The organism is Blautia sp. HCP3S3_C4, assembly GCF_052064095.1.
In the GTDB taxonomy this organism is placed as follows: domain Bacteria; phylum Bacillota; class Clostridia; order Lachnospirales; family Lachnospiraceae; genus Blautia_A.
The window spans coordinates 44,092-65,701 of sequence record NZ_JBQHWF010000016.1 but is presented as its reverse complement, the minus strand read 5'-3'; the positions used below and the strand labels follow the sequence as shown (position 1 = coordinate 65,701).

The 21,610-nt window shown below is 43.0% G+C and carries 16 protein-coding genes; 14 read left to right on the top strand and 2 right to left on the bottom strand.

The window, feature by feature from the left end:
• Positions 1-97: 97 nt before the first annotated feature.
• The 3 genes from ACTNC6_RS13530 to ACTNC6_RS13520 all read left to right on the top strand — a co-directional run bounded on the left by ACTNC6_RS13530 (position 98) and on the right by ACTNC6_RS13520 (position 2,518).
• On the top strand, positions 98-1,051 hold the full coding sequence (locus ACTNC6_RS13530; protein WP_441044353.1) for a diacylglycerol/lipid kinase family protein: 954 nt from the start codon (positions 98-100) through the stop codon (positions 1,049-1,051).
• 102 nt (positions 1,052-1,153) lie between these two features.
• Positions 1,154-2,002, top strand: coding sequence for a thymidylate synthase (gene thyA, locus ACTNC6_RS13525; protein WP_441044352.1), 849 nt, complete (start codon positions 1,154-1,156; stop codon positions 2,000-2,002).
• Positions 2,003-2,026: 24 nt separating this feature from the next.
• Positions 2,027-2,518 carry a dihydrofolate reductase gene (locus ACTNC6_RS13520; RefSeq protein WP_173743201.1) on the top strand — a complete coding sequence of 164 codons (492 nt, stop codon included), beginning with the start codon at positions 2,027-2,029 and terminating at the stop codon, positions 2,516-2,518.
• Between the two features lie 122 nt (positions 2,519-2,640).
• Here the strand turns inward: ACTNC6_RS13520 and ACTNC6_RS13515 are convergent, their stop codons facing one another.
• A complete protein-coding gene (locus ACTNC6_RS13515; RefSeq protein ID WP_441044351.1) occupies positions 2,641-3,666 on the bottom strand; it encodes a branched-chain amino acid aminotransferase in 1,026 nt (341 codons plus the stop codon).
• A 196-nt stretch (positions 3,667-3,862) separates the two neighbouring features.
• Here ACTNC6_RS13515 and ACTNC6_RS13510 point away from each other — a divergent pair, with 196 nt between their 5' ends.
• From ACTNC6_RS13510 to ACTNC6_RS13485, 6 genes are all read left to right on the top strand, one after another.
• Positions 3,863-5,161: a 5-bromo-4-chloroindolyl phosphate hydrolysis family protein gene (locus ACTNC6_RS13510; RefSeq protein ID WP_441044350.1), complete on the top strand. Its 1,299-nt coding sequence runs from the start codon at positions 3,863-3,865 to the stop codon at positions 5,159-5,161.
• 32 nt (positions 5,162-5,193) lie between these two features.
• Entirely contained in the window at positions 5,194-6,372 is a 1,179-nt protein-coding gene (locus ACTNC6_RS13505) for a toxic anion resistance protein (RefSeq protein ID WP_441044349.1), read from the top strand.
• A gap of 76 nt (positions 6,373-6,448) precedes the next feature.
• Positions 6,449-7,504 carry a flavodoxin-dependent (E)-4-hydroxy-3-methylbut-2-enyl-diphosphate synthase gene (ispG, locus tag ACTNC6_RS13500; RefSeq protein ID WP_441044348.1) on the top strand — a complete coding sequence of 352 codons (1,056 nt, stop codon included), beginning with the start codon at positions 6,449-6,451 and terminating at the stop codon, positions 7,502-7,504.
• A 60-nt stretch (positions 7,505-7,564) separates the two neighbouring features.
• Entirely contained in the window at positions 7,565-12,058 is a 4,494-nt protein-coding gene (locus ACTNC6_RS13495) for a PolC-type DNA polymerase III (protein WP_441044347.1), read from the top strand.
• Between the two features lie 57 nt (positions 12,059-12,115).
• Complete coding sequence (locus tag ACTNC6_RS13490) at positions 12,116-14,074, top strand: fructose-1,6-bisphosphatase (RefSeq protein WP_441034969.1); 1,959 nt, start codon at positions 12,116-12,118, stop codon at positions 14,072-14,074.
• A gap of 49 nt (positions 14,075-14,123) precedes the next feature.
• A complete protein-coding gene (locus ACTNC6_RS13485) occupies positions 14,124-14,729 on the top strand; it encodes a hypothetical protein (protein ID WP_441034916.1) in 606 nt (201 codons plus the stop codon).
• 51 nt (positions 14,730-14,780) lie between these two features.
• Here the strand turns inward: ACTNC6_RS13485 and ACTNC6_RS13480 are convergent, their stop codons facing one another.
• On the bottom strand, positions 14,781-14,996 hold the full coding sequence (locus tag ACTNC6_RS13480) for a helix-turn-helix domain-containing protein (RefSeq protein ID WP_019160965.1): 216 nt from the start codon (positions 14,994-14,996) through the stop codon (positions 14,781-14,783).
• A gap of 225 nt (positions 14,997-15,221) precedes the next feature.
• On the opposite strand from ACTNC6_RS13480, the gene ACTNC6_RS13475 reads away from it, so the two are divergent.
• The 5 genes from ACTNC6_RS13475 (at position 15,222) to groES (ending at position 21,600) form a co-directional block, all read left to right on the top strand.
• A complete protein-coding gene (locus ACTNC6_RS13475) occupies positions 15,222-16,751 on the top strand; it encodes a YifB family Mg chelatase-like AAA ATPase (RefSeq protein WP_441034914.1) in 1,530 nt (509 codons plus the stop codon).
• A gap of 22 nt (positions 16,752-16,773) precedes the next feature.
• Positions 16,774-17,658 (top strand): DNA-processing protein DprA, encoded by an 885-nt coding sequence (gene dprA / locus ACTNC6_RS13470; protein ID WP_441034912.1) that lies wholly within the window; start codon positions 16,774-16,776, stop codon positions 17,656-17,658.
• Positions 17,659-17,763: 105 nt separating this feature from the next.
• The gene (gene topA, locus ACTNC6_RS13465) at positions 17,764-19,830 is read left to right on the top strand and encodes a type I DNA topoisomerase (RefSeq protein ID WP_441044346.1); all 2,067 of its coding nucleotides are present in this window, start codon (positions 17,764-17,766) and stop codon (positions 19,828-19,830) included.
• 282 nt (positions 19,831-20,112) lie between these two features.
• Positions 20,113-20,898 carry a GTP-sensing pleiotropic transcriptional regulator CodY gene (gene codY / locus ACTNC6_RS13460; RefSeq protein ID WP_019160969.1) on the top strand — a complete coding sequence of 262 codons (786 nt, stop codon included), beginning with the start codon at positions 20,113-20,115 and terminating at the stop codon, positions 20,896-20,898.
• Positions 20,899-21,315: 417 nt separating this feature from the next.
• A complete protein-coding gene (groES, locus tag ACTNC6_RS13455) occupies positions 21,316-21,600 on the top strand; it encodes a co-chaperone GroES (protein WP_008705701.1) in 285 nt (94 codons plus the stop codon).
• The last annotated feature ends 10 nt before the right edge of the window (positions 21,601-21,610 follow it).

Below are 21,610 nucleotides of genomic sequence, written 5' to 3'. Positions count from 1 at the left end.
TCCTAATTGACAAGTCTTGTATGTGGGAGGTAAATATTGTATAGTATAAGTATTCGGATTTACAGGAAAATACGATTGGGTATGGCAGAGAGGGATAATGAGAAAAATACAGATTATTGTGAATAACGGAGCGGGAACCGGACAGGCACACAGGGTATGGAATGAAACTCAGTATCTGTTTCGGGGGTACAAAATAAAATATGCCGCTTATATGACAAAATATCGGGGACATGCTACAAAACTGGCAGAGCACATTTCATCAATGAAAGGTGAGGAGCCGGTTTACCTGCTGGTGGTAGGGGGAGATGGCACGATTAATGAAGTCCTGAACGGTATTACAGATTTTGAAAAAGTACGTCTTGGGGTGATTCCCACAGGTTCGGGAAATGATTTTGGCAGAAATCTAAATCTGCCCAAAACACCAAAGGAGAGCCTGAAGGAAATATGTGCCTGTATCAAAAAGGATCAGAGAGGGGAAGAGCTCCTCAGGATAGATTTGGGGCAGGTAAGCTGGGAAGGCTGTAAGAAGCCACGGATTTTTGGAATCAGTTCCGGCCTTGGGCTGGATGCCCTTGTGTGCAAAAAAGCACTTCATTCCAGACTGAAACAGGTTTTGAACCGTTTCCATCTGGGTAAGCTTACATATCTTGCATTAACAGTGCAGTCTCTTTTTACCATGGAAACGGCAAATGGAAAAGTGATTACAGAACATGGGGGATTTATTCTGCCTGGGATGATCTTTGCAGCAGCTATGAATCTTCCTGCTGAAGGTGGAGGTGTTCCCATGGCACCTCATGCATCGCCGCAGGATGGTCTGCTCTCGCTTAGCAGTGCATCCGGAATCGCCAAATGGCAGACTTTTTTCCTGCTTCCATTTCTGGTTGCGGCAAAACAGGAGCGTATTAATGGATTTAATATTAGAGACGAAAAAGCGTTCCGGCTGATTCTGGACAAACCGATGGTACTCCATGCAGATGGAGAGTACTGCGCAAATGTGACGAGAGTGGAATTCCGGTGTTTGGAGAAGAAGCTGTGGCTGCTGCATGAATAAGCGGTATTACGAAAGTACAGTTGAGTATAAAAGCCAGAAATGCTATAATGCAGTGAAATATGCAAAACAGTAGAGAAAATAAAGAATATGGGAGTGTGGAAAATGAGTTACGCAGATGATGTATTTATAAAAATGTGCCAGGATATCCTGGAAAACGGGACAAGTACTGAGGGAGAAAAGGTACGTCCGGTCTGGGAGGATGGGACTCCGGCATATACGATCAAGAAATTTGGGGTGGTAAACCTATATGATCTGAGAAAGGAATTTCCGGCAATGACGCTCAGACGTACAGCCTTAAAGAGTGCTATGGATGAAATCCTCTGGATCTGGCAGAAGAAATCCAATAATATCCATGATCTTAACAGCCATATCTGGGACAGCTGGGCAGATGAGAAGGGTTCCATTGGTAAGGCTTATGGATACCAGCTTGGTGTGAAGCATCAGTATAAGGAAGGCATGATGGATCAGGTGGACAGGGTGATTTATGATCTGAAGAATAATCCCTTCAGCCGCAGGATCATGACAAATATTTATGTGCATCAGGATCTCCATGAAATGAATCTGTACCCCTGTGCATATTCTATGACCTTTAATGTGACACAGACACCGGGGAGCGATAAGCTGACTTTGAATGCAATCCTCAATCAGCGTTCCCAGGATGTTCTTACAGCAAATAACTGGAATGTATGCCAGTATGCCCTTCTGCTTATGATGATGGCTCAGGTATGTGATATGGAGGCAGGAGAATTGCTTCATGTGGTGGCTGACTGTCATATTTATGACCGCCATATTCCGTTAGTAAAGGATATGATTCAGAGAAAACCGTACCCTGCACCTATTGTGAAACTGAATCCGGAAGTGAAGGATTTCTATCAGTTTACAACAGATGACCTGATCGTGGAGAATTATGAAACATGGCCGCAGATTAAAAATATTCCGGTGGCCATCTGATAAATTAAGAGAGGAAAAAATAAAATGAATGTTATCGTAGCAGCAGATAAGAACTGGGGAATTGGCAAGGATAATAAACTTCTTGTAAGTATCCCGGCAGATATGAAGATGTTTCGTGAAGAAACCAGTGGAAAAGTAGTCGTTATGGGAAGGAAAACTCTGGAAAGCTTTCCAAATGGACTGCCACTGAAAAACAGAACTAACATTGTGATCACCAAAAATAAAGACTATGATGCCAAAGGTGCGATCGTAGTACACAGCATTGAAGAAGCACTGGAAGAGGTTAAGAAATATCCTTCAGAAGATGTTTACTGCATCGGCGGTGACAGCGTATATACACAGATGCTTCCATACTGCGATGTAGCCCATGTGACAAAAATTGATTTTGCTTATGAGGCAGACAGTCATTTTCCGGATCTGGATGAAGATGAGGAATGGGAGATCACAGCAGAAAGCGATGAGCAGACTTATTTTGACCTGGAATATCAGTTCGTGAAATACGAGAGGAAAAAATAGAAGAAACAAAGCAGAACTGGAAAAACCAGTGATGTAAAAGAAAAAATATCCCGTAGAATGTGTTCAAACTAATTCTGCGGGATATTTTTGTAATAGTTAACTGTTCGGCAGTCAGCTGTTATTTATTCAATAACTTTCAGCCATCCTTCCGGTGCCTGGATGCGGCCCATCTGGATACCTGTTAATGTGTCGTAGAGCTTCTGGATAACCGGACCCATTTTCTCCATTCCACTTGGGAAGCAGATTTCCTTACCGTGGTCAACAATCTTTCCGACAGGAGAGATAACTGCAGCAGTACCGCAGAGACCACATTCAGCGAAATCTTTTACTTCATCGAAGTATACTTCTCTTTCTTCAGCTTCTAATCCAAGGTATTCCTTGGCAACATAGATTAAGGAACGACGTGTGATAGAAGGAAGGATACTGTTGGACTTCGGTGTGACAACTTTACCGTCTTTTGTAACGAAGATAAAGTTAGCACCGCCTGTTTCTTCTACTTTAGTACGTGTAGCTGCATCAAGATACATGTTCTCATCGAATCCGTTCTTGTGAGCATCTACGATTGCATGTAAGCTCATTGCATAGTTAAGACCTGCTTTGATATGACCTGTTCCGTGAGGTGCAGCACGGTCAAAATCGCTGACACGGATTGTGATCGGTTTAGCGCCGCCTTTGAAGTATGGTCCTACAGGTGTAGTGAATACACGGAACATATATTCGTCAGCTGGCTTCACACCGATAACAGGGTTGGTACCCATCATGTAAGGACGGACATACAGAGTAGCTCCTGAGCCATATGGCGGAACATATGCTGCATTTGCTTTTATTGTCTGTATGATGGCATCAACGAAACGGTCTTCCGGGAATACCGGCATTTCAAGCCTTTTTGCTGAATTTGCCATACGTTCTGCGTTTAAATCCGGACGGAAAGTAACAATATGTCCGTCTTCTGTTGTGTAAGCCTTCATTCCCTCGAAAACAGTCTGTGCATACTGGAATACACCGGCACACTCATTTAATGTTACGTTAGGATCTGTAGTAAGTTCACCTGCATCCCATGCACCGTCTTTGAATTTAGATACATAACGATAATCGGTCTGTACATAACCGAAGCCTAAGCTGCCCCAGTCCATATTCTTTTTTTCCATAATATCAATTCCTCCGTTCACATTCATTACTTTGTGTAATTTATCTCTTTACCATTGTAAAACTTTTGACTGCTAACTTCAATGGGGAATTTGATTTTTTGGATTTTTTTTGTTCCTGTTTGTACTTTGCTTTCCCGCGTGTTGCTTTTTAGACAGGATTTCGCTATAATAAATAGCAGAAATATGGGAGGAAAAAATGAGTAATCAAAATTTGAATCAATTTGGAGAGTTAGGGGACAGACTTAAAACCATCATTGATGACGGCGTAAACTCCCAGGACTATCAGAAAATGACAAAAGAAATAAAAAATACAGTAAATGATGCAGTAAATCTGGCAGTGAATACAGCAGTAGAGACCGGAAGCACAGCCATTAAAAATGGCCTGGATAATGTGTTTGGAAATGGAAATACCAACGCCGGGATACAGAAAGAACAGCAGAAGACCAGAACACAAGCTTTTGAGGAAAAGCGAAAGCAGGAGCGTGCGGCACAGGATGCTGCCAGATCTCAGGCAGATGGGAAAAAGGAAATGCCTGCTCTTTATGAGAAAATGACAGGTGTCCGTGTGAAGGGGCTGCTTATGTCTGTTACAGGAGGAATCCTGGCCAGTGGAATGGGACTGGGATGTCTGGTTTTGGGAATTTTCGGTACAGTAGCGAAAATGAATTCCATAGTAGCCGGCGGTATTGGTTTTCTGGCAGCTGGAGCTGTTATCGGCGGTGGCTTTCTGGCAGCAGGCGTAAGCAGACTGGGAAGTCTGAACCGTTTTCAGAGATATCAGCAGATACTGGGAGATCATACCTATTCTAATTTTGAACAGTTATCCATTGCTGTGGACAAACCCGTGGATTTTGTAAAGAAAGATATCAAAAAAATGATAGCCAGAGGCTGGTTTCGCCAGGGACATATTGATAATCAGGAAACATGCCTGATCACAAGTAATGAGACATACAGACAGTATACAGTCACACAGAATGCACTGGAGCAGAGAACACAGGAAGAACAGAAAAAGCAGGCAGAGGCAGACAGGCTCAGGCAGAATACTGCTCCTGAGGTACAGGAGATTCTGGATAAGGGGAATGATTATCTGAAAAAGCTGGGAGAATGCAATGATGCAATTCCCGGTGAGATGATATCAGCCAAGATTTCCAGAATGGAGCTGATCGTGAAACGTATTCTGGAGCGTGCCCAGGAGCATCCGGAGATAGTGCCGGATCTGAAAAAAATGATGTCCTATTATCTGCCAATTACAGTGAAGCTTTTGAATGCATATGCAGATATGGATAAGCAGCCGGTGCAGGGAGAAAATATTCAAAATTCCAAAAAGGAAATTGAAGAATCTCTGGATACCTTAAACCTGGCTTTTGAAAAACTGCTGGATTCTATTTTTGAGGATACAGCTATGGATGTATCCAGTGACATTTCTGTATTACACACTCTATTGGCACAGGAAGGGCTGACAGAGGATGATTTCAACCGTATGAAGAAGCAATAACAGCAAAAGCATAATAGAAAAGGAGAGAACTTATGGGAAACGAAATGCAGGATTTTGAAAAAGCAAATTTAGTATTGGAACCAACAGAGGCACCAACCTTAACATTGGATCCTGATCTGGGAGAAACAGAACCGACAGCCGTTTCCGTGCCGGAGCCTGAAAAAAAGCAGGAAGTAAAAGCAAAAATGCCGGTCCTCTCTCCGGAAGAGCAGAAAATGGTAGATGATTTTGCTGCTAAGATCGATATTACCAACACAAACCAGATTCTTCAGTATGGAGCCGGAACCCAGAAGAAAATGGCTGATTTTTCAGATGCAGCTCTGGAAAATGTAAAGACTCAGGATCTGGGCGAGGTTGGGGATCTGATTTCAAGCGTAGTTGGAGAATTAAAGGATTTCAGCGCTGAGGAGGAAAATAAGGGCTTTTTTGGATTTTTCCGCAAACAGACCTCCAAGATTGAGAATCTGAAGAACAAATATGACAAAGCCGAGATAAGTGTGGGCAAAATAACAGATGCCCTTCAGGAGCATCAGGTACGCCTTCTGAAGGATTCTGCAATGCTGGATAAAATGTATGACCAGAACCTGAGCTACTTTAAAGAACTGACCATGTATATTGCAGCTGGAAACCAGAAGCTGGAGGCAACCAGAAATGGTGAACTGGCAGAACTGAAGAATAAAGCAGCTTTATCAGGACAGCCGGAAGATGCCCAGGCAGTCAGGGATATGGAGGAAAAATGCAATCGTTTTGAAAAGAAGCTTTATGATCTGGAACTTACCCGGACCATCGCTATGCAGACTGCTCCTCAGATCCGTCTGATTCAGAATAATGACACAAGTATGGTAGAGAAAATCCAGACAACGATTGTGAATACCATTCCTCTCTGGAAAAGCCAGATGGTCCTTGCACTGGGAATTGCTCATTCCACAGAAGCGGCTCAGGCTCAGCGTCAGGTAACGGATCTGACCAATGAGCTTCTGAGAAAAAATGCAGAAACCCTTCATACAGCCACTGTAGAGACAGCCAGGGAATCTGAGCGTGGTATCGTAGATATTGAAACTTTGCAGAAAACCAATGCAGATTTAATACAGACCCTGGACGAGGTGATCCGTATTCAGCAGGAAGGCCATGAGAAACGGAAGGCTGCTGAGGCAGAGATGCGTCGTATGGAAAATGAGCTGAAGGACAAACTGCTGGAAATCCGAAAATAATGTAACTGTTTGAAAGCCGGAGGATGTTGCCTGATAAGGGCAATGTCACATATAAAAAGAAAAAGAGGTTATTTTCATGTATAGAGACCACACTAAAGTAATTCAGATAGGAAACAGAAAAATCGGCGGCGGGAATCCCATACTTATCCAGTCCATGACCAATACAAAGACCGAAGATGTAGATGCCACTGTCAGTCAGATTTTATCCCTGGAACAGGCAGGCTGTGATATTATCCGCTGCGCAGTGCCGACTATGGAAGCGGCCAGGGCTCTGGGAGAAATCAAAAAACAAATACACATTCCACTGGTAGCAGATATTCATTTTGATTACCGTCTGGCCATTGCAGCTATGGAAAATGGTGCAGATAAAATACGTATTAACCCCGGTAATATTGGAAGCACTGACAGGATCAAGGCAGTAGTGGATACAGCAAAGGAGCGTAATATTCCTATCCGTGTAGGGGTAAATAGTGGTTCCCTGGAAAAGGAACTGGTAGAGAAATATCATGGTGTTACAGCAGAGGGGCTGGTGGAAAGTGCCTTGGATAAAGTACACATTATTGAAGAACTGGGTTATGATAATCTGGTGATCAGTATCAAATCTTCTGACGTTCTCATGTGTGCCAGGGCTCATGAGCTGATCGCACAGCAGACAGATTATCCTCTTCATGTAGGAATTACAGAAGCAGGAACTCTATATTCAGGAAATATTAAATCAGCTGTGGGACTGGGGATTATTCTGTATCAGGGAATAGGAGATACCATTCGTGTATCTTTGACAGGAGCGCCTCTGGAGGAAATTAAATCTGCAAAGAGAATCCTGAAAACCCTTGGACTGCGTAAAGGCGGGGTAGAGGTAGTTTCCTGTCCGACCTGTGGCAGAACTCAGATTGATCTGATTGGTCTTGCAAATCAGGTAGAGACTATGGTACAGGATATTCCGTTGAATATTAAGGTGGCTGTAATGGGGTGTGTGGTAAATGGCCCTGGGGAAGCCAGAGAAGCTGATATCGGTATTGCCGGCGGTGTAGGAGTTGGCCTGTTGATCAAGGGCGGCGAGATCATAAAGAAGGTTCCTGAAGATCAGCTGCTTGAAACATTGCGTCAGGAGCTTCTGAACTGGCAGAAATAATGGAAAGATAGGAATGGTTTTTCAGACAGGGTTTTCTGGCTGAAAAAAGGAGATTTTATTTTGGAAAAAGATTTTTTTGATGTATTTCCCAACTTAAAAGTGAAAAAAGAATTGGAGGAATTGCTGGAAATGGTCACTGTGACCAAAGTTTCCTGTAATCCCTCCAAAACTCATATCTGGGTTTATATAAAAAGTGAACGGTGGATCCACAAGAAACATATTTTTGAATTGGAGGACCAGATTGAAAGGCAGCTTTTCTCAGGACTTGAACTGCGAGTGACTGTTATTGAAAAATTCCGGTTGTCCAGACAGTATACCCCGGAGAACTTTCTGGAAACTTATCGTTCCAGTATGGAACTGGAACTGCGCAGCTATAACATGCTTGAGTACAATATGTTCAAACAGGCACAGATTACTTTTCCGGGAGAGAATGATTTGCGTATGATACTTCCGGATTCTGTAATCGCCAGGGAGAAAAGTGAAATTCTGGTGGAATATCTCCACAAGGTTTTTTGCGAGAGATGTGGCATGGATCTGAAGGTGGAACTGGATTTTGTGGAGACACAGGAGAGCAGATACAGGAAAAATGCAGCTGCCCAGATTGCACAGGAGGTAGATAATGTTATCCGCCATGCAAAACTGAACAGCAGCAAAGAAGAGGACGGACAGAAGCCGGCAGAAGAGGTAAAGACGGCGAAGACGGAAAACAAAGACAAAAAAGAAGACAAGACATCTGTAAAACAGGAGAAAAAACCGTCCTTTGGAGAGCGGAAAGAAAAAAAAGGAGATTTCCGCGGCGGTTTCCGCAAGGACAGCAATCCGGATGTTATTTATGGAAGAGACTTTGAAGGAGAGCCCATTACCTTGGAATCTATTACCGGCGAGATGGGTGAAGTTATTGTACGCGGACAGGTTATGGATGTGGAAGCAAGGGAGATCCGTAATGAGAAAACAATCCTGATCTTTCCGATTACAGACTTTACAGACAGTATTGTAGTAAAAATGTTCCTCAGAAACGAGCAGGTGCCTGAGGTTACAGAGCATGTAAAGAAGGGAGCTTTTTTAAAGCTCCGAGGTGTTACTACAATTGACCGTTTTGACAGTGAACTGACCATCGGTTCCATTGCGGGAATTAAGAAGATTGCCAATTTTACCACTGCCAGGGTGGATACCAGCCCTCAAAAGCGAGTGGAGCTTCATTGTCATACCAAAATGAGTGATATGGATGGAGTCACAGATGCCAAGGCTCTGGTAAAGCGTGCCTATGAATGGGGACACAAGGCAATTGCCATTACAGATCATGGCGTAGTTCAGGCTTTTCCGGAGGCAAACCACTGCTTTGATGCATGGGGCGGTTGTGTGCCCAAGGATTCGGATTTTAAAGTTCTTTATGGTATGGAGGCTTACCTGGTAGATGATTTAAAGGGTATGGTTACAAATGGTAAAGGACAAAGCCTGGATGGGAAATTTGTGGTATTTGATATTGAAACCACAGGCTTTTCCTCTCTGACCTGTCATATCATCGAAATTGGAGCAGTGCTTGTAGAGAATGGCCAGATCACAGAGCGTTTTTCTACTTTTGTAAATCCCAGGGTTCCCATTCCTTTTCGGATTGAACAGCTGACCAGTATTAATGACAGTATGGTAATGGACGCCCCTCCCATCGAGGAGGTTTTGCCCAGATTCCTGGAATTCTGCAAGGGTGCGGTAATGGTTGCCCACAATGCAGACTTTGATATGGGATTTATTATGAAAAACTGTGACAGACTGGGGCTTTCTCATGATTTTACCTATGTGGATACTGTAGGTATGGCCAGATTTCTGCTTCCTGCATTGAACCGTTTTAAGCTGGATACAGTAGCGAAAGCAGTAGGTGTTTCCCTGGAGAATCATCACAGGGCAGTGGATGATGCGGCGTGCACTGCGGAGATCTTTGTGAAATTTGTGCAGATGCTGGCAGAACGTGATATCGTAGATGTGGATGAATTAAATAAGCAGGGAGCAGTTTCAACGGATACTGTCAGAAAACTGCCTACTTATCATGCTATTATTTTTATGCGGAATGAACCGGGACGCATTAACCTGTACAAGCTTGTCAGCCAGTCTCATCTGAAATACTATCACAGAAGACCACGAGTACCAAAGAGCGTGCTGGAAAAATATAGAGAAGGACTTTTGGTAGGAAGTGCCTGTGAAGCAGGGGAGCTGTATCAGGCCCTTCTTAGGAATGCACCTGAGGCAGAAATCGCCAGATTGGTGAATTTTTATGATTATCTGGAAATCCAGCCAATAGGAAACAATAAGTTCATGCTTGCAGATGAAAAGCATGATATGATAAATTCAGAGGAGGATCTCCGGGAGATCAACCGCCGGATCGTGAAGCTTGGAGAACAGTTTAAAAAGCCGGTGGTAGCTACCTGTGATGTACATTTTATGGATCCTCAGGATGAGGTTTACCGCCGGATCATTATGGCCGGTAATGGATTTTCAGATGCGGATGAGCAGGCGCCTCTGTATCTGCGTACTACGGAGGAAATGCTGGATGAGTTTTCCTATCTGGGCAGCGAAAAGGCTGAGGAAGTGGTGATCACAAATCCAGGTAAGATCGCAGATATGATCGAAAAAATTTCACCGATCCATCCGGACAAATTTCCACCAGTTATTGAAAATTCGGATCAGGATCTGAAGAATATCTGCTTTACCAAGGCTCATGAAATGTACGGCGATCCTCTTCCAAAGATTGTAGAGGACCGTCTGGATAAAGAACTGCATTCCATTATTTCCAATGGTTATGCGGTAATGTATATTATTGCCCAGAAGCTGGTATGGAAGTCTAATGAAGATGGATATCTGGTAGGCTCCCGAGGCTCTGTAGGTTCCTCTCTGGCAGCGACTATGTCAGGAATTACAGAGGTTAATCCTCTGCCGCCCCACTATTTGTGCCCTAATCCTGACTGTAAATACAGTGATTTTGATTCTCCTGAGGTCAGAAAGTATTCCGGAATGGCAGGTTGTGATATGCCGGATAAGATATGCCCTAAATGTGGAACCAAAATGAAGAAAGAGGGATTTGATATTCCTTTCGAGACATTCCTGGGATTCAAGGGAGATAAGGAACCGGATATTGACCTTAACTTTTCCGGAGAATATCAGGCGAATGCTCACAGATATACGGAGGTTATTTTCGGAAAGGGCCAGACCTTCAAGGCAGGTACCATTGGTACACTTGCCGAGAAAACTGCCTTTGGTTATGTGAAAAATTATTATGAAGAACGTGGAGTACATAAGCGTTACTGTGAGATTAACCGTATTGTCCAGGGCTGCACCGGTGTGCGAAGGACTACCGGACAGCATCCGGGAGGAATTATCGTACTTCCTATGGGAGAAGAGATTGAGAAATTTACTCCGGTTCAGCATCCGGCCAATGATGTGAACAGTGATATTATCACAACACATTTTGATTATCATTCTATTGACGGAAACCTGCTGAAGCTTGATATACTCGGGCATGATGATCCTACCATGATCCGTATGCTGGAAGATCTGACAGGCATCAGTGCCAGGGATATTCCACTGGATCAGAAGGATGTGATGTCACTGTTTGCCAGCACGAAGGCACTTCACATTGAGCCTGAGGATATAGGGGGATGTAAGCTTGGCTGTCTGGGAATTCCGGAGTTTGGTACAGATTTTGCCATGCAGATGCTTATAGATACTAAGCCGAAATATTTCTCTGATCTGGTTCGTATTGCGGGGCTTTCCCATGGTACTGATGTATGGCTGGGAAATGCCCAGGTACTGATCCAGGAAGGAAAAGCAACGATTTCCACTGCGATCTGTACACGTGATGATATTATGATCTATCTGATCGGTAAGGGAGTGGAGAGTGGTCTGGCCTTTACCATTATGGAGAGTGTCCGTAAGGGCAAGGGTCTTCGTGAGGAGTGGATCACGACTATGAAGGAGCATGATGTGCCGGACTGGTATATCTGGTCCTGTAAGCTGATCAAGTATATGTTCCCCAAGGCTCATGCAGCAGCCTATGTTATGATGGCATATCGTATTGCCTGGTATAAGGTATTTCAGCCATTGGCCTATTATGCGGCTTATTTCAGTATTCGTGCCACTGCCTTTTCTTACGAACTGATGTGTATGGGAAAAGAACGTCTGGAATATTATATGGCAGAGATACGCAAAAAAGGAGATGCTGCCTCAAAGAAAGATCAGGATACTTTAAAAGATATGCGTATTGTACAGGAAATGTATGCCAGAGGGATTGAGTTTGTTCCTATTGATATTTATACTGCCAAGGCCCAGCGGTTCCAGATTGTAGACGGAAAACTGATGCCAGCACTGGCCACCATTGATGGTCTGGGAGGTAAGGCGGCAGATGCAGTGGTGGATGCTGCCAAACAGGGCAGATTTTTGTCAAAGGATGATTTTCGTGACAGGACCAAAGTTAGTAAAACTGTAATTGATCTGATGGATGACCTGAAATTGTTCGGCGATATTCCTCAGTCCAATCAGATGTCATTGTTTGATTTCACCAACTGATCTGTACAAGTGTCAGATTGGACATATCATAAGAGACAGGAAAACAAGGAGATGGATATGCGAAAAGAAGAATTAAGATATTTACAGAGACTGGCTGAGCTTTATCCTACAATAGGAAAAGCTTCTACGGAAATCATCAACCTGCAGTCGATTCTGAATCTGCCTAAGGGTACGGAACATTTTCTGTCAGACCTGCACGGAGAATATGAGGCATTTTCCCATGTCCTCAGGAATGGCTCAGGAGCAGTGCGTAAAAAGATTGATGATGTGTTTGGACATACTCTCAGCAACAGTGACAAGCGGGCTCTTGCTACTCTGATCTATTATCCCAAGGATAAAATTGATGTGATTAAAAATGAAGAAGAGGATATGGAAAACTGGTATAAGATTACCCTTTACCGTCTGATCGAGGTGTGTAAGACAACTGCCTCCAAATATACCAGATCCAAGGTACGCAAGGCTTTGCCGGCAGATTATGCCTATGTGATCGAGGAGCTGATCACAGAGAAAGCAGAAGTACTGGATAAAGAAGCTTATTATGATGCGATCGTAAATACCATTATTCAGATTGGAAGGGCAGAAAATTTTATTATTGCCCTGGCAGAATTGATCCAGAGGCTGGTTGTGGATCATCTGCACATTCTGGGGGATATTTATGACAGAGGTCCGGCACCTCATTTTATTATGGACAGACTGATGGAATATCATTCCCTGGATATCCAGTGGGGAAACCATGATGTAGTGTGGATGGGTGCGGCGGCAGGACAGCAGGCATGTATTGCCACTGTTTTAAGAAACAGTATCCGATATGGTAATCTGGATATTCTGGAGGATGGATATGGAATTAATATGCTGCCTCTGGCCACTTTTGCCATGGAAGTTTACGGAGAAGATTCCTGTGAGATTTTTTCCATAAAAGGAAATTCTGATTATAATATTCTGGAAAAAGAATTGGGCAAAAAAATGCATAAGGCCATTGCTGTGATCCAGTTTAAATTAGAAGGAAAGCTTGTGCGTAAGCACAGGGAATTCCAGATGGAAGACAGGGCATTACTGCACAGGATCGATCCGAAAAAGGGAACGATCGTCATGCCGGATGGAAAGGAATATCCACTGCGGGATACGAACTTTCCTACTGTAGACTGGAACCATCCTTATGAGCTTACTGAAGGAGAAAGGGAGGTTATGGATAAACTTTCCTCAGCTTTTCGTAATTGTGAAAAGCTTCAGAGACATATCCTTTTTCTTCTTGATAAAGGGGGACTTTATAAAGCATATAACGGGAATCTGCTTTTTCATGGAAGCATTCCTCTCAATGAGGATGGAACCTTCCGTGAAGTACAGATCTATGGGAAAAGCTATAAGGGTAAGGAACTTTATGATATTCTGGAAGCCTATGTGCGCAGAGCGTATTATGCGGTAGATAAAGAGGAACAGAAAAAAGGCAGAGATATTATGTGGTATATCTGGGCAGCACCTAATTCTCCTTTGTTTGGAAAAAGCAAAATGAGTACTTTTGAAAGGTATTTTATTGAAGATCCTGCTACTCATGAGGAGAAGAAAAATGCATACTACAGACTCTGGGAGAAAGAGGAAATCGTGGACCAGATGCTTCTTGAGTTTGGACTGGATCCGGAAAAGGGACATATTATTAATGGACATGTTCCTGTTCATCAGAGTGAAGGTGAGAGCCCTGTGAAATGTAATGGCAAGGTAATTGTGATTGATGGTGGTTTTTGTAAGGCCTATCGGAAGGTTACGGGAATTGCAGGATATACTTTGATCTATAATTCCTATGGACTGACTCTCTGTGCCCATGAGCCCTTTACATCTAAGGCAGATGCTATTGCAAAGGAAACAGATATTGCTTCAAACCGTGTTGCAGTCCGTTATACACCGAGACGTCTGCTGGTTGGAGATACAGATACCGGATATGCCCTGAAGGAAAGAATCCAGGAACTGATCCAGCTTCTGGAAGCTTACAGAAAAGGTATCATTAAGGAAAAAAGTAAGTAATAGATGAAGCGGTTTGAAAATATCCGCTATATAAAAGGAGACGGATAATTTGTCGGAAACGAAACATAACAGGAGAAACAGAAGAGGCAGAAAAAAAAGAATACTGACCAGACTTCTTATTGTATTGATTATTATATTCCTGCTTGTAGGTCTGGCAGGAATCCTTATGGCCAGACAGAAACAGGCTATGGAAAAACAGCAGAAAAAAGATGAGGCCATAGCAGCACTGGCCAGTATTCCTACAGTGACACCCACCCCGGCTGCGACACCAACTCCTACGCCTACACCGATTCCTACAGTAACTCCCACACCTGTTATTACCAGGGCACCTGCTTTTAATCCTGAGGATTATATGGGAGTCTGGAAAAGCGAAAACGGAAGGGTTACCATACAGATCACAGAGCTTACAGAGAAAACCATTACCTTTACTTATACACAGACCAACAAAAAAGGAACTGCTGTGTGTGAGGCAAATGTGAAAAAATCTGTGGCAGGAAATGCGGCAAATTTTTCCTTTAAAGATTCTCTGGGAAATAAGGCAAAGGGTTTCCTGACCTTTGACAACGGCAGGCTATATGCGTATATAAAAACCAGAAAAAAGGCAGAGGGCGCAAAAGTTCATCCGTCAGTGGACGGTATTATGATAAGAAATTAAAATGCAGGAGGAATAGACTGAAAATACAGTCCTTCCTCCTGCATTTATATTTTATTTTGCCATTTTTTTGTTATCTGTACGTCCCACAAGATAGTCCAGGCTGATTTCATAATAGTTGGCAAGGCGAATCAGCATTTCAATGGGAATATTTCTGGAACCGGTCTCATAGTGAGAGTAGGAACGCTGACTGATGTGAAGGATTTCGCTGAGTTCACGCTGGGACATATCAGCATCAGTACGCAAGTCCTGAATACGTTGAAATTTCATATAGAGTTCGCTCCTTTTTTATTATAATGTAAAAAGTATAAATCAGAACAAAATGAACACTTGCAAATTAGAGCAAAATGGGCTATAATAAAAGATAATCTTTTTCTCATTTCTTATTTTCTAAGCAGAGTTTTATCGTTTGACTGCGATTTCATCTGCGTAATTTCCAAAATATATATTTATGTGTGAAACAGCGGGGATTTTTGCGCAAAGAAAGGAGTAAATTTGTTTGCAAGTGTTTTATCTGCTGCAATTCTGGGGATAGAGGTGCGTCCGGTCCAGGTGGAGGCAGATGTAAGTAATGGTCTGCCATCCTTTACAATGGTTGGTTTTCCTTCTGCTCAGGTGAAGGAGGCACAGGACAGAGTGCGGACAGCACTGAAAAATAATGGTTTTCAGTTTCCGCCTAAAAAAATCACAGTAAATCTGGCTCCTGCAGATATGAAGAAAGAAGGAGCCGGATTTGATATGCCGGTGGCTGCTGCTGTGATGGCTGCTTTTGAGATGATAAAGCCTCAGGTATTGGAGGGGGTGATGATGTCCGGTGAAATCAGTCTGAATGGGGAAATCCATGAGGTTTCCGGAATTTTGCCCATGGTTCTCTGTGCCAGAGATCTGGGCTGCAGACTGTGTGTGGTGCCTTATGGAAATTTAAAGGAGGGCAGGCTGATCCGGGATGTTCCGGTAGCCGGAGTGAAGAATCTTCAGGAACTGATGCAGTGCTTAAATGATCCGGAACCCTATATACAGAGAGAAAAGCAGGAGGAACCGGAAGACGGAGGGAAAAGGAATCAACTGGATTTTGCGGACATTGAAGGACAGGAAAGTGCAAAGAGGGCAGCAGAAATTGCAGTGAGTGGATTTCATAATATATTGTTTATAGGACCGCCGGGAACCGGAAAAACTATGCTTGCCAGAAGGCTGCCTACGATTATGCCGGGAATAAGCTTTGAAGAGAAGCTGGAACTTACCAAAATATATAGTATTGCCGGACTCCTGGCCAGAGACCATCCTCTGATCAGCCAGAGACCTTTCCGCAGTCCTCATCATACAAGCACCGCCTATGCGCTGGCCGGTGGGGGACGCAATCCAAGACCCGGTGAGATTACGCTGGCCCACAGGGGTGTGCTGTTTCTGGATGAGATGCCTGAGTTTTCCAGAAGTAGTCTGGAACTTCTCAGGCAGCCGCTGGAGGATAAGGTGATTCATATTGCCAGGGTAAGCGGAACCTACACGTTTCCGGCAGATTTCATGTTGTGCGCAGCCATGAATCCCTGTCCCTGCGGTTACTATCCGGATCTGAACCGTTGTACCTGCACTCCGGGGGCGGTAGCCGGTTATCTGGGAAAGATAAGCCGTCCCCTTCTTGACAGAATTGATATCAGTACAGAAGTACCGCCTATTTCTTTTGAGCAGCTTCATCAGGGAAAAAGAGGAGAAAATTCAGAAGTGATCAGAAGCAGGGTGGAAAGAGTGCAGAAGCTTCAGAAAGAACGTTATAAAGATATGGATATCAAATTCAATGGTCAGCTTCGCAGCAGCCAGATCGACAGATTCTGCCCTGTGACAGACAGCGGTGCCAGACTGCTGGCAAGAGCTTTTGAACGTATTGCATTCAGTGCCAGATCCTATCACAGGATTCTGAAGGTTGCCCGGACCATTGCAGATATGGAGGGAGAAGAAAAAATTGCCAGTCATCATATTGGAGAGGCTTTATCCTACAGAGTTTTTGATAAGGAGTCAGTCATAAAATAAGAGATGGGAAGGTATTTATTATATGAAAGAATCTATTTCTGAAAATATCAGATGCATTACAAAGGATGATCCGGAATACCCTGTAAAAATGAAACAGTATCCATCTATGCCTAATAAACTTTATGCAAAGGGCAGACTGCCTCTGGCAGAAAAGCCGGCAGTGGCTGTGATTGGTGCAAGAATGTGCAGTCCATATGGCAGAATTCAGGCATTCCGGTATGCGAAAGTATTAAGTGAAGCAGGCATTCAGATTATAAGCGGAATGGCCCTGGGAATTGATTCAGAGGGGCACAAGGGTGCACTGGAGGGGAAAATGCCTACCTTTGCAGTACTTGGAAGCGGAGTGGATGTCTGCTATCCCAGGGCAAATCGAAAGCTTTATGAGAGAATTCTCTGGGAAGGGGGCGGAGTGATCAGCGAGTGCCCTCCTGGGACACAGCCTATGCCATGGTGCTTTCCGGCCAGAAACCGTATCATCAGTGCACTGGCAGATGCAGTACTCATCGTGGAAGCAAAGGAAAACAGCGGTTCTCTGATCACAGCAGGGTTTGCTTTGGAACAGGGAAAAATGGTGTATGCTATTCCAGGTGCAGTTACAGATGCTTTGAGCAGGGGCTGCCATAAACTAATTTATGATGGAGCCGGAATTGCCTACAGCCCGGAAATTATACTGGAAGAATTGGAAATCTGTACAAAAACTGATATAAAAAGCGATGAAAAAAATGACTTAGGGCTTGCAAGTGATTTGAATATGGTGTATAGTTGTCTCGATTTACGACCAAAAAATGTGGACTATATTGTGCGAAAAACAGGTTTTTCTCCTGGTCAGGTAAGTAATTATCTGATAGAATTAATGCTTCAGGGATTGATTACAGAATGTGGAAAACATTATTATACAAGGACGTAGAGAAGGTAACAATTCGGTTGTCTGTGGGACAACTGATGAAACAGAAAGTTGCTGTAAAATAAACAGTGACAGCAGATAGTATAGATTGTAACTAGGAGAGATAGCATGGCGAAATATCTGGTGATAGTGGAGTCACCTGCAAAAGTAAAAACGATCAAGAAATTTTTGGGTGCAAATTATGATGTGGAGGCTTCCAACGGACATGTGCGTGATTTCCCCAAAAGTCAGTTTGGAATTGATGTAGAACATGATTTCGAACCTAAATATATTACCATTCGCGGAAAAGGAGAGCTTCTTGCCAAATTACGTAAGTCTGCAAAAAAAGCAGATAAGATTTATCTGGCAACTGACCCTGACCGTGAGGGAGAGGCAATCTCCTGGCATCTGATGCAGGCGTTAAAGGAAGATCCGAAAAAAATGCACAGGATTACTTTTAATGAAATCACTAAAACTGCAGTAAAGGCTTCTATCAAACAGGCCAGAGATCTGGATATGGACCTGGTAGATGCACAGCAGGCCAGACGTATGCTGGACCGAATGGTAGGTTATACAATAAGTCCGCTTCTCTGGGCAAAGGTTAAAAGAGGGTTAAGTGCAGGCCGTGTACAGTCTGTGGCTCTCCGTATCATCTGTGACAGAGAAGAGGAAATCAATGTGTTTATTCCTGAAGAGTACTGGAGTCTGGACGGAGAATTTCAGGTGCAAGGTGAGAAAAAACCTCTGCAGGCTAAATTTTATGGTACAGATAAGAAGATGAATATTCATAATAAGCAGGAAATGGATGAACTACTTGCTGCTCTTCAGAATCAGGAATATGAGATTACGGAAGTGAAAAAGGGAGAGAGAACCAAGAATGCACCTCTTCCATTTACCACCAGTACACTGCAGCAGGAAGCTGCCAAGACACTGAACTTTTCTACTCAGAAAACCATGCGTCTTGCTCAGCAATTATATGAAGGTGTTGATATTAAAGGAAGCGGTACAGTAGGTGTGATCTCTTATCTGCGTACAGATTCTACACGAATTTCCGAGGAAGCGGATACTGCGGCAAGAGAATATATCACTGCCCAGTATGGAGAGGATTACGTATCAAAAACAGAGAAGGCTGTTAAGAAGGGACAGAAAATACAGGATGCTCATGAGGCAATCCGTCCTACAGATATCAGCAGGACTCCGGTGCTTCTGAAGGAATCCTTGTCCAGAGACCAGTTCAGGCTTTACCAGCTGATCTGGAGACGATTTGCAGCCAGCCGTATGGCTCCTGCAAAATATGAAACCACCTCTGTCAAAATAGGAGCAGGTGATTATACTTTTACAGTAGCTGCCTCTAAAATTGTCTTTGATGGATTTATGTCGGTTTATACAGACGAAGAAGACCAGAAAAAAGGAAACGTACTGAATCAGAGCCTGGAAAAAGGAATGAAGCTTACTCTGAAGGAATTGAAACCGGAGCAGCATTTCACACAGCCGCCGGCTCATTATACAGAGGCCTCTCTGGTAAAAACCATGGAAGAGCTTGGAATCGGCCGTCCCAGTACCTATGCTCCCACAATTACCACGATCATCAGTCGCCGCTATGTAGCGAAGGAACAGAAAAATTTATATGTTACAGAGCTGGGAGAGGTGGTAAACAGTATTATGAAGCAGGCTTTCCCAAGCATTGTAGATGTGAATTTTACAGCTACCATGGAGGGATTGCTGGACTGTGTGGCAGCAGGGACTGTAAAGTGGAAGACAGTTGTGAGCAACTTCTATCCGGATCTGAAGAGAGATGTGGATGAGGCTGAGAAGGAACTGGAAAAGGTGGAAATTCAGGATGAAGTTACTGATGTGATCTGCGATAATTGCGGCAGGAACATGGTGATCAAATACGGTCCTCACGGACGTTTCCTTGCCTGCCCCGGATTTCCGGAATGTAGAAATACAAAGCCATATTATGAAAAAATCGGTGTTCTCTGTCCGAAATGTGGTAAGGAAGTTGTTCTGAAGAAAACCAAAAAAGGACGAAAATATTATGGATGTGAGAATAATCCGGAATGTGATTTTATGTCCTGGCAGAAGCCGTCCAAAAAGAAATGTCCAAAATGCGGAAGCTATATGGTAGAAAAGGGAAATAAGCTTGTCTGCAGCCAGGAAACCTGTGGTTATGTAGAAGAAAAAACACAGGACTGACCGGGGAAAAAGAGAGTGATCTGTAAAAAGGAAAGCTTAGGAAACAGGATTCTGTAAATCAGCAGAATTCTGTTTTTTTGCGCTTTTTAACTTTAATATCAGAAAATCTATACCATCGGGGAAAATGTATTTGTTGAATAATATTTGGAAAAGAAATCTATTTTCAGAAAAGCAAAAATAAAATGAAAAATAGTAAAATTTATCTTGTAATTTTCAATCAAAACGTGTAGTATTAGACTATAAATATATGATTAAACATAACAAAGGCGAAAGGAGGACAATATGAGCGTTCAGTTGCTGGATAAAACAAGAAAGATCAATAAGCTTCTGCACAACAGCAGCTCTAGCAAGGTGGTGTTCAATGATATCTGTCAGGTACTGATGGAGACCTTGAGCTCCAATATTCTGGTACTCAGTAAGAAAGGTAAGGTTCTGGGCGTCAGTTTGTGTCCGGGTGTTGATGAGATTACTGAGCTGATAGAGGATAAGGTCGGTGGATATGTAGATACTTTATTAAATGAGAGATTTCTGGGAGTTTTATCAACGAAAGAGAATGTAAATCTGCAGACACTTGGTTTTGAACATGTGTCAAACAGCTATCAGGGGATTATTAATCCTATTGATATTGCAGGTGAGCGTCTGGGAACTGTATTTATGTATCGATTTGACAGACCTTATGATATTGAGGATATCATTGTCAGTGAGTACGGTACCACGGTCGTAGGACTGGAGATGATGCGTGCAGTTCATGAGGAGAACGCAGAGGAAGACAGAAAACAGCAGGTTGTGAAATCTGCATTTAATACCTTGTCCTTCTCAGAACTGGAGGCGATTATCCATATCTTTGATGAGCTTGACGGAGATGAGGGAATCCTGGTAGCCAGTAAGATTGCTGACCGAGTGGGAATTACAAGGTCTGTGATCGTTAATGCTCTCAGAAAATTTGAAAGTGCAGGTGTGATCGAATCCAGATCCTCAGGTATGAAGGGAACCTATATAAAAGTTCTCAATGAGGTGATCTTTGATGAGCTGGAGGAGATCAAGGCTCAGAGAAACAAGAAAGGCTGATGGCATCAGATAAGCCGGAAGAGAACAAATGTTAAATTTTAAGACTGCCTTTTATCCTTAAACAATATGGGATAGAAGGCAGTCTTTATCATTGTACATCAGTTATATTGTCGCAAATCTGGCAGGCGATTTCTACCATTTGGATAAAATAATTTGGAAATTAAGAAAAAGAAAGAAAAAGCGAGTATAAATTAGAAAGAAAGAGTATATATTAAATTATACAATACTCAGTGAAGTTGCTAATTTTACTTGTTTTAAATATTATATGGACAGTGATTAGCACTCGAGGTAAATGAGTGCTAGCAGAAATCGGCAGAATCTGACAAGGCGCCGAGACAGTTACCGGATATTTTGCAATAACAAAAAAGGTACGGTAACAGGAATGTTTTAGTTGGAGAATAAAGGAGGACATAGATCATGACATTAGTACCTTTAGGTGACAGAGTTGTATTAAAACAGGTTGAAGCAGAAGAGACAACAAAATCCGGAATCGTTCTTCCGGGACAGGCACAGGAGAAACCACAGCAGGCAGAAGTTGTAGCTGTAGGACCTGGCGGAGTTGTTGATGGCAAAGAAGTGAAAATGGAAGTAGCTGTAGGTGATAAGGTTATCTACTCCAAATATTCAGGAACAGAAGTAAAAATGGATGGAACAGAGTATATCATTGTAAAACAGAATGATATTCTTGCAATTGTTAAATAATCAGAGTTTA

Coding starts and splice junctions, on each gene's coding strand:
- ACTNC6_RS13530 (WP_441044353.1), top strand. CDS start 98: ATGAGAAAAATACAGATTATTGTGAATAACGGAGCGGGAACCGGACAG.
- thyA (WP_441044352.1), top strand. CDS start 1,154: ATGAGTTACGCAGATGATGTATTTATAAAAATGTGCCAGGATATCCTG.
- ACTNC6_RS13520 (WP_173743201.1), top strand. CDS start 2,027: ATGAATGTTATCGTAGCAGCAGATAAGAACTGGGGAATTGGCAAGGAT.
- ACTNC6_RS13515 (WP_441044351.1), bottom strand. CDS start 3,666: ATGGAAAAAAAGAATATGGACTGGGGCAGCTTAGGCTTCGGTTATGTA.
- ACTNC6_RS13510 (WP_441044350.1), top strand. CDS start 3,863: ATGAGTAATCAAAATTTGAATCAATTTGGAGAGTTAGGGGACAGACTT.
- ACTNC6_RS13505 (WP_441044349.1), top strand. CDS start 5,194: ATGGGAAACGAAATGCAGGATTTTGAAAAAGCAAATTTAGTATTGGAA.
- ispG (WP_441044348.1), top strand. CDS start 6,449: ATGTATAGAGACCACACTAAAGTAATTCAGATAGGAAACAGAAAAATC.
- ACTNC6_RS13490 (WP_441034969.1), top strand. CDS start 12,116: ATGCGAAAAGAAGAATTAAGATATTTACAGAGACTGGCTGAGCTTTAT.
- ACTNC6_RS13480 (WP_019160965.1), bottom strand. CDS start 14,996: ATGAAATTTCAACGTATTCAGGACTTGCGTACTGATGCTGATATGTCC.
- dprA (WP_441034912.1), top strand. CDS start 16,774: ATGAAAGAATCTATTTCTGAAAATATCAGATGCATTACAAAGGATGAT.
- topA (WP_441044346.1), top strand. CDS start 17,764: ATGGCGAAATATCTGGTGATAGTGGAGTCACCTGCAAAAGTAAAAACG.
- codY (WP_019160969.1), top strand. CDS start 20,113: ATGAGCGTTCAGTTGCTGGATAAAACAAGAAAGATCAATAAGCTTCTG.
- groES (WP_008705701.1), top strand. CDS start 21,316: ATGACATTAGTACCTTTAGGTGACAGAGTTGTATTAAAACAGGTTGAA.